Source organism: Chamaesiphon sp. VAR_48_metabat_403, from assembly GCF_031422475.1.
Lineage (GTDB): Bacteria > Cyanobacteriota > Cyanobacteriia > Cyanobacteriales > Chamaesiphonaceae > Chamaesiphon.
The window spans coordinates 1-7,034 of the sequence record NZ_JANPLS010000160.1 but is presented as its reverse complement, the minus strand read 5'-3'; the positions used below and the strand labels follow the sequence as shown (position 1 = coordinate 7,034).

The 7,034-nt window shown below is 45.7% G+C and carries 8 protein-coding genes; 5 read left to right on the top strand and 3 right to left on the bottom strand.

What is annotated here, in order from left to right; translation table 11 throughout:
- Positions 1-194: 194 nt before the first annotated feature.
- Positions 195-971, bottom strand: coding sequence for a pentapeptide repeat-containing protein (locus RMO79_RS07705; protein ID WP_310482531.1), 777 nt, complete (start codon positions 969-971; stop codon positions 195-197).
- 128 nt (positions 972-1,099) lie between these two features.
- Positions 1,100-1,726, bottom strand: coding sequence for a hypothetical protein (locus tag RMO79_RS07700; protein WP_310482530.1), 627 nt, complete (start codon positions 1,724-1,726; stop codon positions 1,100-1,102).
- 15 nt (positions 1,727-1,741) lie between these two features.
- Here RMO79_RS07700 and RMO79_RS07695 point away from each other — a divergent pair, with 15 nt between their 5' ends.
- Positions 1,742-2,158 (top strand): hypothetical protein, encoded by a 417-nt coding sequence (locus RMO79_RS07695; RefSeq protein ID WP_310482529.1) that lies wholly within the window; start codon positions 1,742-1,744, stop codon positions 2,156-2,158.
- A 91-nt stretch (positions 2,159-2,249) separates the two neighbouring features.
- Here RMO79_RS07695 and RMO79_RS07690 read toward each other — a convergent pair whose 3' ends face one another.
- Positions 2,250-2,516, bottom strand: a complete 267-nt coding sequence (locus RMO79_RS07690) for a MoaD/ThiS family protein (protein WP_310482528.1) — start codon at positions 2,514-2,516, stop codon at positions 2,250-2,252.
- A 242-nt stretch (positions 2,517-2,758) separates the two neighbouring features.
- Here RMO79_RS07690 and RMO79_RS07685 point away from each other — a divergent pair, with 242 nt between their 5' ends.
- The 4 genes from RMO79_RS07685 to RMO79_RS07670 all read left to right on the top strand — a co-directional run bounded on the left by RMO79_RS07685 (position 2,759) and on the right by RMO79_RS07670 (position 6,708).
- The gene (locus tag RMO79_RS07685; RefSeq protein WP_310482527.1) at positions 2,759-2,968 is read left to right on the top strand and encodes a chlorophyll a/b-binding protein; all 210 of its coding nucleotides are present in this window, start codon (positions 2,759-2,761) and stop codon (positions 2,966-2,968) included.
- A 78-nt stretch (positions 2,969-3,046) separates the two neighbouring features.
- Complete coding sequence (locus RMO79_RS07680; protein ID WP_310482526.1) at positions 3,047-3,256, top strand: chlorophyll a/b-binding protein; 210 nt, start codon at positions 3,047-3,049, stop codon at positions 3,254-3,256.
- Positions 3,257-3,626: 370 nt separating this feature from the next.
- A complete protein-coding gene (locus tag RMO79_RS07675; protein WP_310482525.1) occupies positions 3,627-4,859 on the top strand; it encodes an NF038122 family metalloprotease in 1,233 nt (410 codons plus the stop codon).
- A gap of 580 nt (positions 4,860-5,439) precedes the next feature.
- Positions 5,440-6,708 carry an NF038122 family metalloprotease gene (locus tag RMO79_RS07670; protein WP_310482524.1) on the top strand — a complete coding sequence of 423 codons (1,269 nt, stop codon included), beginning with the start codon at positions 5,440-5,442 and terminating at the stop codon, positions 6,706-6,708.
- The last annotated feature ends 326 nt before the right edge of the window (positions 6,709-7,034 follow it).

Sequence of the window (7,034 nt, the reverse complement as noted above, 5' to 3'; positions counted from 1 at the left end):
AAGGGGGGGCTTTCTTGCTCCCTCCCCTGCTTGGTGCGCTGTCTTGTCGTTTTTTTATTCGGGGGGAACCCCCGAATAAAAACGCCGCTATCACTGCCGGGGAACCCGGACAGTGAGCGCATCCGCTTTATAAGGGGATGGCTGGGGTGGGGTAAAAGACTACGCGGCATCTCCAAGAGATTCCAGATGTCTATTTAGAAAAACTTGAGTAACATCGAACTCAACCCAGTGAATAAATCAACCATATTCCCGTTGCCAACATTGGGGTTCGCATCGCTGGGTTGGCTGGCGAGCTTGATTTTGGCTAGCAATGCTTGAGCGACTTGAGTACCCTGACGATCGGATTTAGCGAAATACAGGCGTTCGGCTGCCTGAGCATCTTTCACCGCGCCGCTATCATCTTGCATCCGGAATTTTGCCATCGCTCTGGCAAGATACGCGCCTGGAAATTCGGGTTTGAGACTAATCGCCCGATCGTAATTTTCGATCGCACTGGCAAACTCATTTTTCTGCCACTCGGCAAAACCCCACTTATAAAAGTCATCCGCGCTACCCAAAGTAGTCGGAATCCCTACCGCACCTTGAAGATAAGCACTGCTAATATCGATGCCTTTAACGTTAGCATTTGTCAGGTAAGCCGATCGTAAATCGGTACCAGTCAAATTTGCCCCGCGTAAATCCGCGCCTGTAAGATTGGCTCCATATAAAGATGCCCCCGACAAATTTGCGCCGCGTAAATCTGCACCCATCAGGTTAGTGCGGCTGAGATTTGCACCGACGAGATTTGCTTGGTTTAATTTAGCACCAGCGAGATCGTTCATTACTAATCCCGATCCAGTCAAGTCGCACTGCTGGCAATTTTTGGTAGATAGTAGTTGGCGCAGGTGGGAAAGATTTTCGGCTTGCGCGGTGGCTGTAAAACCAGTCAACAGCAAGATTGTAGTCGTCGCAATGGTAGTAGTTAGTTTCATCGGGGTATATCTTAGGTTTTAGGTTTTAGGTTTTAGGTTTTAGGGGACAAATTTTTCTGTCGATTGGCAGATTCTTTATAGAATAAGTTGAAAATTTAGATGCTACCCCTTATTCTCTATCCCCTCATTTAAAATGGTAAATCACGGAGATCGTTAGTATCATTTGTAGCTGCTGACTGTCGATCGACTAGTGCTTGTTCCCAGGCAAGATCGGCAGCTTCGATTTGTTCAAATAAGTCGGTAGAATGACGCGGTGGTTGTTGTAATAGGCGATCGATCTGATATTTAGCTCGAATGGCAGCTAACTCTGGCGGCGAAAGCCGGGGTTCATTCCACTCAAAGTCAGCCGCAGTATATAGTGGCAGCCGAGAGCCGAGTTGTTCGATCGGGATATCTGGCAACCTTACTAATAAGTATTCCCGCACGCGGCGGATTTCTACAAATCTTTGTTCGATTTCATTGAGAATACCGATAACTTGGCTTAAATGGTGAGTTGTAATTGCTACTCGTATTTCTATGTCGTCCAATGGAATACCCAATCGATCGGCTTTTGTTAAGATTTCTACCGGAATTCTATCCAGCGAGGGGGGATTAATAGTAGCAGTGAGTTCGGCTAATGCGCGATGAATCTGTTCTACAGTAGTATTAACAGTCTCTCTCAAAGGTTGTCTTTCGACTGGCATTGCCGCTAATTCTGTTAGACTTTGGGTAGCAGACTGGAGTAGCGCGATCGCCTCATTTAAGTGATTAGTCATCAGAACTAGTAGTGTATGGACTATATTCAGATCGATCGTACCAATTGTATGGAGATTATTCTCCTGGAGTTTCCAGCTTTTGAGACTCAATGGGCATTACATTTAGAGTCGTGGAATCCTCAGATCGATCGACCGATTGCATTAGACATTGCCGAATTCGCCGATTTTGCGATCGACACGATCTGTTTGGGATTAGATGCAGATATCGAGCATCTCGCTGCTATTACCCAACTAATGTTACTTAAAGGCGATGCTGTCATTAATTATGCTTTCCGGACGATGTTTTTAGAGCAAATCGCTCACCGCAGCAGTCGCAGTGGTTTTTCTGTCGAAGCATTTATCACCAAACTCCAACCGCTCGGTTACTACCACTGGCTAGAAATTGACAGCCGTTGCAGTATTTATCCTGCGGGAGTGGGGAGTGGGGAGTAGGGGTGTGAGGAACGGGGGGACTGGGAGACGGGGAGACGGGGGGATTATTCCAAAATCTATTCACTATTCACTAAAGCCTAAACCCTAAAACCTACCCCCCACTCACAGGTGGAATTAAGACAACTTCGTCGCCGTCGTGCATGGTGGTATCGGGAGTGACGAATTCGCGATCGATGCCAAATCGCGTGACATCGCGCCATTTTGCTAATTGAGGCTGGGTCGCGATCGCGCGGTCTAATACTGCCTTTACGGGCGTATTTGGGGGGAACTGGTAGGATATTTCGGGCATCCCCAAGGTTTCTTGGTAAATTGCAAACAGCTTGATGGTGACGGTAATATCGGGCTGGGACTGGTTCATTGTTATTTGCGATCGAATTGTAAACACGGATTGATGCAGTCGATCGCATCAATTTTACATTTAGCTAGCTGTGGCGATCGGCAATTTATAACGCTGTAACTAGCTCTGGATCTGCAAACAAGCTAATTAACGCCTAAATACGATCGATAATTTTGTAAATAATGCTTGCTTTTTTGTAAAGACTTCGTTATATTAGTTTACATAACTAAATATTTATAGAGCAAGTAGCTCAGGAACCAATTATGCAAAGCAAAACCTTCATCGACAACGACGGCAGAGAAAATAACTTCGCGATCGAGCCAAAAATGTATGTCACCGAAGGCCCTCAGGCTGGTTGGACTGAGTATGCCGAAAAACTCAACGGTCGCATGGCAATGTTGGGTTTCGTCGCACTCTTAATTCAAGAAGTTTTAACCGGACACGGTATCGTCGGTTTCATCACTGGACTGTAGTTCCAAGTTTGAGTAACTACTCACCTGTTAGTTTAAACGCAAAAATATTTATCGCACCAGTTAACTGAGGTAATCATCATGCAAGGCAAAACATTCATCGACAACGACGGCAGAGAGAATAACTTCGCGATCGAGCCAAAAATGTATGTTACCGATGGTCCTCAGGCTGGTTGGACTGAGTACGCAGAGAAACTTAACGGTCGCATGGCAATGTTGGGTTTCGTCGCACTCTTAATTCAAGAAGTTTTAACCGGACACGGTATCGTCGGTTTCATCACTGGACTGTAATTTCAAATCGAGACGATCTCTTCACATTAAATTTATTATCTTTTTTTCTTCGCACTAGCAAATTTGCTAGTGCATTTTTTTGCATATTAATACGTATTTTTGCCGATCGTTTAGACAGGAGTCAATTTGACGGACAGAGCGGCTTTGTAACCGCTTGCTGCTACAGGGGATAGGTATTATTACAGATTTTCGCTCGAAATTCACGCGATCTCGGTTATCTGGTTGCATATTGTCACCGATCGATGGCGATCGACGTAAGTTAAATGGCTGATACGAGTTCAAACTTCATACCTACTATGTGTATGATTACGGTATCGAATTCTCTTCGCGAATATGATAATGAACCAAATTACTTCTGCAACTACAAACAATGAAAACCTACGTTGTGAAACTCAAGCAAGCTGCTGTAATAACTGGACTTGCCATTGGTGGCATTGGTAGCAGTGGAGCTTTCGCACCTGTGAGTGCATTGACATTTAATTTCAATTCCCTATCAGGATCGATCGACCCACGGGCACAGGCTGGATTTGAGGCCGCAGGTGCTCGCTGGTCTTCTCTATTTACAGATAATGTCAACATTATTATTGATATTGATTTTCGCGCCTTAGATCCGGGCGTGCTGGCAGAAGCAGACTCTAACCGTCAGCGGTATAGTTACAGTGAGTTTTCTACTGCCCTAAATGCCGATCGAACTTCCGCAGACGATAACCAGGCGGTTAGCAGTCTTCGGAGTGGTCCCAACTTCAACGCGCTCATCAATCGCACTAGCAATAATCCTAACGGCAGTGGGAGTGCAACTCCATACGTAGACAACACTGGCAACAACACCTCACAGGTAAATATCTCTACGGCTAATGCTAAAGCTCTCGGTTTAATTGGTGGGCAATCTGCGGGATCTAGCGTACATCAGACTATCGTAGATGGTTTTGTGCCCAGCAGTCTGATTAATCCAGATTTCACGCTTAATAGTCCCCCTGCTAATGCCACTCCTGGTGCGGATGCGACAATTACGTTTAGTTCTCGTTTTAACTTTGATTTCAATCCTAATGATGGGATCGTTTTTGAGCAGTTTGATTTTGTCGGAGTTGCCACTCACGAAATCGGACACGCGCTAGGTTTTACTAGTGGTGTCGATGTTTTAGATGGTAATAGTACTCCTCCTCGGCTATTTAATGACGACCAATTTACCTTTGTCAACAGCCTAGATCTGTTCCGTTATTCGGCGGATAGTACGGCTCGAAATGCGATCGATTGGACTGCGGATACTCGATCTAAGTATTTCTCCCTAGATGGTGGACGTACCAATCTTGGTAATTTGGCAACGGGAACCAACTTTGGCGATAGACAGCAAGCCAGTCACTGGAAAGACAATCTCGGATTGGGGATTATGGATCCAACTTTCACCAATGGCGAATTAGGTGTAATTAGCCAAAACGATCTGCGCGCATTTGATGTCATTGGTTGGAATCGGGCAAGCGCGACTGCAACTGAAGTACCCGAACCTTCAAACATTGTCGGCATGTTGATGTTTGCTGGTTTTGGAGCCAAAATGGTGCTCAAACGCCGCCAAAAGCTTGCCAAATTGACTGCCAAATCATTCTAAAATTTATGCTTCTCTAATCCCAGCGGTTGCTCCATCTTGCAACCGCTGGGATTTTATTTTGGCGTTGCTGAATTGGGGTATGAATCATAGATTTTGCCCTCACCCCCAACCCCTCTCCCAAGCCTACGGTGTATACATAAGTTGGATAGACTTCGTTTTGAGATCTGAATCCCCCAACCCCCTTGGAAAGGGGGCTTTTAAAGTCCCCCTTTCCAAGGGGGATTTAGGGGGATTTACACCAATTTCGTCATCCGTAAAATCGGCTGTTGCTAGTGCGGGGATCGGATTTGAGTGCGATTCTCTTTCCCTTCTCTCCGAGACGCTCCGCGAACGGGACGCTCCGCGAACAGAGAGGCTCCGCCAACGAAGCCTACAAGGATAAAATCGCTTTACGTATTGTTACTGACATTAACTAGAAATTTGCGGCTAATTTGCGACCGATCTGCGTGGTTTAACCGATCGATTTCCGCATTATTACGGGTGCAAATTTGGCAAGTCGTATTAACCTCCGTGTTTTTACGGTATCTTATCCTCGGCATGAATATAATAATGAAATCAATTAATTCGGCACCTACTACAGATGAAGACCTACGTTGTGAAATTCAAGCAAGCGGCTGCGATAACTGGGATTGCGTTAAGTGGAGTTGCTAGTAGTGGTGCGATGACACCTGCTAGTGCATTGACATTTACGTTCAGACCAGTAGCAGGTACTTCACAAGCGGCAATTGATGGATTCCAAGCAGCAGGAGATCGCTGGTCTTCATTGTTTACAGATAATGTCAACGTTATCATCGATATTGACTTTACCTCATTAGCTCCTGGTGTTTTGGCACAGGCTGGTTCTAGCCGTCGGATGTTTAACTATTCCGATATTGCGAATGCGCTCAGAGCAGACCGGACTTCAGCCGACGATCGACTTGCAGTAACAAATTTGCCAAATCAAACAGTAAATTCAGGGGTAACCTCATTTAATACGCTAATCAACCGCACGACTAATAATCCGAACGGAGTTGGGAGTGCGACCCCCTACTTAGATACCAGCGGTGCAAATACCTCGATGGTGAATATCTCTAGTGCTAATGCTAAAGCCCTCGGATTAAGTGGTGGTCTGCCCGCAGCGCGCACTACAAACATCGCGACAATACTGGGTAGCGTTCCCGCTCCCGAAATGAATCGGGACATGACTATCAGAACTTCGCCTACAAACGCATTAACGGTTGGTTCTGATGCTGAGATTACGTTTAGCACTGGTTTTGCTTTTGATTTCAATCCAGACGATGGGATCGATTTCAATAAGTTTGATTTTATTGGGGTGGCGACGCATGAAATTGGGCACGCACTGGGCTTTACTAGCGGTGTCGATGTTTTAGATGGTAATAGTCCGCCAATTAATGGCCCGTTTTTTGACGACCAATTTACCTTTGTCAACAGCCTAGATCTATTCCGTTATTCGGCAGACAGTGTGGCGGCTGGTGCGATCGATTGGACGGCAGATACACGCGCTAAATACTTGTCATTCGATCGTGGAGCTACTAGCATTGGTGGTTTGGCAACAGGGCAGGAATTTGGCGACGGGCAACAAGCAAGTCACTGGAAAGATAGTACCTCCAGCAGCATTGCTGAATTAGGAATTATGAATCCAACTTTTTCTAACGGTCAATTGGGAATAGTTACCGAAAACGATCTGCGGGCATTCGATGTCATTGGTTGGAATCGCGTGAATGCGACTGCAACTGAAGTACCCGAACCTTCTAATGTTATCGGTACATTAATGTTTGCGGGTTTTGGAGCCAAAATGGTACTCAAACGCCGTAAAAAATTAGCTGAGTTAAACGTTAAATCGGTTTAATATTATCTCTACCAATCGTGTCTAGATACTGACAACAACTCTAAGAGACTTCGATTTAGGTCGATCTTACCCCCCCTTTATAAGCTACCGTGTATACACATCTCTAGTTAGAAGCGAAAACCCTAGAAATCCCCCTAAATCCCCCTTAAAAAGAGGGACTAAGAGTCCGGTTCCCCCCTTTATAAGCTACGGTGTATACACAAGTTGGTTAGACTTCGTTTCGAGATCTGAATCCCCCAAACCCCCTTAAAAAGCTTGCTCAGATCCGGTCAAAGTCCCCCTTTCCAAGGGGGATTTAGCGGCGGTTTTATTCGGGGGTTCCCCCC

Excerpts from the sequence above, each read along its gene's own strand:
- RMO79_RS07705 (WP_310482531.1), bottom strand. The coding sequence starts at position 971 with ATGAAACTAACTACTACCATTGCGACGACTACAATCTTGCTGTTGACT.
- RMO79_RS07700 (WP_310482530.1), bottom strand. The coding sequence starts at position 1,726 with ATGACTAATCACTTAAATGAGGCGATCGCGCTACTCCAGTCTGCTACC.
- RMO79_RS07695 (WP_310482529.1), top strand. The coding sequence starts at position 1,742 with ATGGACTATATTCAGATCGATCGTACCAATTGTATGGAGATTATTCTC.
- RMO79_RS07690 (WP_310482528.1), bottom strand. The coding sequence starts at position 2,516 with ATGAACCAGTCCCAGCCCGATATTACCGTCACCATCAAGCTGTTTGCA.
- RMO79_RS07685 (WP_310482527.1), top strand. The coding sequence starts at position 2,759 with ATGCAAAGCAAAACCTTCATCGACAACGACGGCAGAGAAAATAACTTC.
- RMO79_RS07680 (WP_310482526.1), top strand. The coding sequence starts at position 3,047 with ATGCAAGGCAAAACATTCATCGACAACGACGGCAGAGAGAATAACTTC.
- RMO79_RS07675 (WP_310482525.1), top strand. The coding sequence starts at position 3,627 with ATGAAAACCTACGTTGTGAAACTCAAGCAAGCTGCTGTAATAACTGGA.
- RMO79_RS07670 (WP_310482524.1), top strand. The coding sequence starts at position 5,440 with ATGAAGACCTACGTTGTGAAATTCAAGCAAGCGGCTGCGATAACTGGG.